Annotated in this window: 2 protein-coding genes; one reads left to right on the top strand and one right to left on the bottom strand. The window is 46.3% G+C overall.

Annotated features, from left to right (window positions below; translation table 11 throughout):
- Positions 1–1,460 precede the first annotated feature (1,460 nt).
- Positions 1,461–2,417, top strand: a complete 957-nt coding sequence (locus ACFWZU_RS16215; RefSeq protein WP_439702548.1) for a hypothetical protein — start codon at positions 1,461–1,463, stop codon at positions 2,415–2,417.
- On the opposite strand, the gene ACFWZU_RS16220 is transcribed toward ACFWZU_RS16215, so the two are convergent.
- Positions 2,395–2,505: integrase core domain-containing protein (locus ACFWZU_RS16220; RefSeq protein ID WP_439699801.1), on the bottom strand; the 111-nt coding region annotated here is incomplete at its 5' end. The genes ACFWZU_RS16215 and ACFWZU_RS16220 overlap by 23 nt on opposite strands.

The raw sequence follows: 2,505 nt of genomic DNA on the forward strand, positions 1-2,505 counted from the left end.
GAAGAGAGACCGAAGGCGGCCCTCAGCGGGATGACGCCAGCGGCCTATGCACAGCACCTGTCAAACACAGCTACGATCAACCCCGGACTCTAAACCCCACCGCTACTGAAAGCGGGGGGACGTCGGTACTACCAGTTTTGTCGGTGTTTTCCCTACTTTCCCGATAGTAGTAGGTAAGCATTGATCTTTTGTCAGAATAATTTTGAGGCTCTTTTCCCTACTTTTACAGTCAATGTATGTAGGTACGAAATAAGTAGCAACAAGCTTGTGGTACTTTTCCCTCTAATCCAAGTCAATACATATAGAACACCTAGCAAGAAGCTAGGACGTAACAACCAACAGGAGTAATAACAATGTCACTTATTGACCAACTAATCTCTTCCCCTAGCAAGGGGCTAGACACTCTCTCATCTAAGCTCATCTACATCATCATTAAGAACAATGTAGAGGCTGACGGATGGACAACTATTAGCGTAACTAAGCTAGGTCGTATGACTGGTCTTAGCCTTAACGCTGTAAGACATAACCTAGCTAAGCTTATTAAGCGTAACCTAATTGAGAAGGAACGCTCTAAGGAAGGAGTTACTAAGGCTAGTCGATATAAGGTGGTGGAGCTATGAGTAACCATAAGGAACTATGGGAACAGGCTAAGGCTGAGACGCTAGTTAGCCTATATAAGAATGATCCACTAATTCGACAGAGCTTAGACGCTCAGATGAATAGGGAAACACCTAAGGCCAAGCCTTCTATCGTCACTAGAGACGAACAAGGAAAGGTAACAGGTGTAGAGGGTGGCTCTGTATTGAGCGGTAGACACGCTACGGTTAAGGCTCAGACTGAGCTATGGAATGCCCTAATGGAAGAAGCAACTAACCCTAACAATAATAATAAGAAAGAGGAAACTAACGATGGGTTCTAATTATGTATCGCCTGAGGAACAGGCTTATAGAGAAGAGCGTAAGGCTAGAGAGATTGAGCTAAACGCTTATGCTAAGGAAAAGAACTCTCGCCTTATTGGTGAGCCTAAGACGTATATGGGCGTTACCTATCAGCTAAGGCAGGATGGTCTATACGTCTGTACTAACCTTCCCAAGAATTGTCAGCTAGGTGAGGTGTGGACTTCTGAGCGTATCCTTAGAAAGTCTATTGATGACCTGGGGTTTAGTATTAAGTAGCCATGTAAGCTCATATAAGTCCCTCTAAGGCATTCTCTCTATTAACCCCTAGGGTTGGTATGGGGGAGAGGCTAGAAGGGGCTTAGAGAGCGTTATAGAAGGTTCCTCCTTATTAGCCTAAGGCTATGGGCATGACAGAGGCATAACAGAGTTATGCGGTGTGGGAGGAACAAGGATTAGGGCGAGAAAATTTTTTCGCCAATCGGGAAGATGGAAAGTCTATTTCTTCCCTAGATATTTATAACTTATGACTACAGCCAGCAATCAGACTGGCTAGGAGACCCTATGGCTAAAATTATTGACGTACTCTCGGGTAATCCCGGTACAGGTAAGACACAACTATTCATTGAGGGTGTAGACGCTGGTAAGCGTTATGTCTATGCCGCTCCAACAAGGAAGCTCGCTACAGAGGTTATGGACAGGCTAGATAAAGAAGGTAGGGCTTATACGCCAATCTTCACTAACCCCCTACAGGAGGTGGGTTCAGTCATCCATAAAGCTAACGTAGCCCTAGATAAGAAAGACTCTCCCCTCATCATCATTACGCATAAGTGCCTAGCCTCAGTAAAGCCGGAGCTTCTAAAGGGCTGGGATTTAGTAGTGGATGAGGCGCTTAAGGTTGAGGCTATCGAAACCTTACAGATGACAGCTAAGGAGTTTGGAATTGCTATTGCCCCCTTTGTAGGGGATTGTGACGAGAGCGGAAACCTAATCCTTAACCCAGATATGGCACATGACGCTTGGGAGATTCACTTTCAAGGGATTGAGGACGCTAAGAATCGTAAGATTAGAAACAAGCCTCTCCTGCTAGTCCTAGACGCCATGCTTAGCCCTACTAAGTCTGTAGTAGCTACCCCCTACAAGGACAAGAGAGGCAAGGAAATGATTATGGTGTGTATTGAGGGCTTTGTTGACTTCACTAAGCCTTTTACTCATGCGGACTCAGTAACCCTTATGGGGGCTAACGTACATCAAGGCTTAGCAGCTAAACACGCTGAGCGTAATGGATTCACGCTAAGGACGGATAAGAAGCGTTCCCTTAGGAGAAGCGTTCCTATCATCCTCCCTCTAGTTAAGGATGCTCCTGGGGCTTATGTGTCTAAGGCTATGCTCCTAACTATGCCTGACGGTACACAGGCTAAGGAGTGGAACTCAGAATGTTTCGGTCAGAAGTGTTTTGATAGAGCCTTAGACTTTATCGACGGCGTAAGCTCCCCCGTCAAGCAGACACTTCAAAAGTAGAACGACTGGCGGCTTGTTGGCGGTACTCGGCGGGTGTCAGATCACCGAGCGATTCGTGGGGGCGTTGCTCGTTGTAGTCGAGCATCCA

The organism is Frateuria sp. GZRR33 (assembly GCF_051900425.1).
Taxonomy (GTDB): Bacteria; Pseudomonadota; Gammaproteobacteria; order Xanthomonadales; family Rhodanobacteraceae; genus Frateuria_A.

What these genes read in the sequence shown, in the direction of transcription:
- ACFWZU_RS16215 (WP_439702548.1), top strand. Translation starts at nt 1,461, where the DNA reads ATGGCTAAAATTATTGACGTACTCTCGGGTAATCCCGGTACAGGTAAG.